This is a genomic window from Sutterella seckii (assembly GCF_009183815.1).
GTDB classification, from domain to species: Bacteria; Pseudomonadota; Gammaproteobacteria; order Burkholderiales; family Burkholderiaceae_F; genus Sutterella; species Sutterella seckii.
Genome location: NZ_WEHX01000248.1, coordinates 1 through 479 on the forward strand (window position 1 = coordinate 1; position 479 = coordinate 479).

General features: G+C 50.7%; 1 pseudogene. It reads right to left on the bottom strand.

What is annotated here, in order from left to right:
• Positions 1-411, bottom strand: a pseudogene (locus GBM95_RS12050) (IS1634 family transposase); the annotation flags it as partial.
• Positions 412-479 lie beyond the last annotated feature (68 nt).

A 479-nucleotide genomic window follows, 5' to 3' on the forward strand; every position in this document is an offset into this window, starting at 1 on the left:
TTCAAAGAAATCGGAATACCAGCTGTCGCTCCGAAGCGAATCGGAAAAGAGCAGCTGCTGAGCCATCTCGTCCTTCATCAGATCTGTTGAATCAGCTCTATGCCGAATGCTGAACATGGCGTAATCCAGGACTGCATTGGCATTGAGCGGACCAAAGTCTTTCTGAAGCATTGGGTAGAGCCCGGTCTTCCAGCCGGCGCTGAGAATCAAACCATATAGCCCGACATGAAGCTCATGAGGCTGAAGCCGGGATTCCCCGTAGTACTGCGCCCAGAGCTTGGGATAGAGAAACTTGAAGTTCTCATTGGGGTGCATGGTGACTTTGGAAGTCGCCCACCCGATAGTGATGTGCTGGCGCTTGTTGCGCTCGTCACGATGGATGGTGAAAACACGACCGTCGGAGGCATTCACATATGCAAAGTCAGGGATCGGGATTTCCTGTTGATTTCTAAAAACTCTACCCATAAATCACCGGAAAT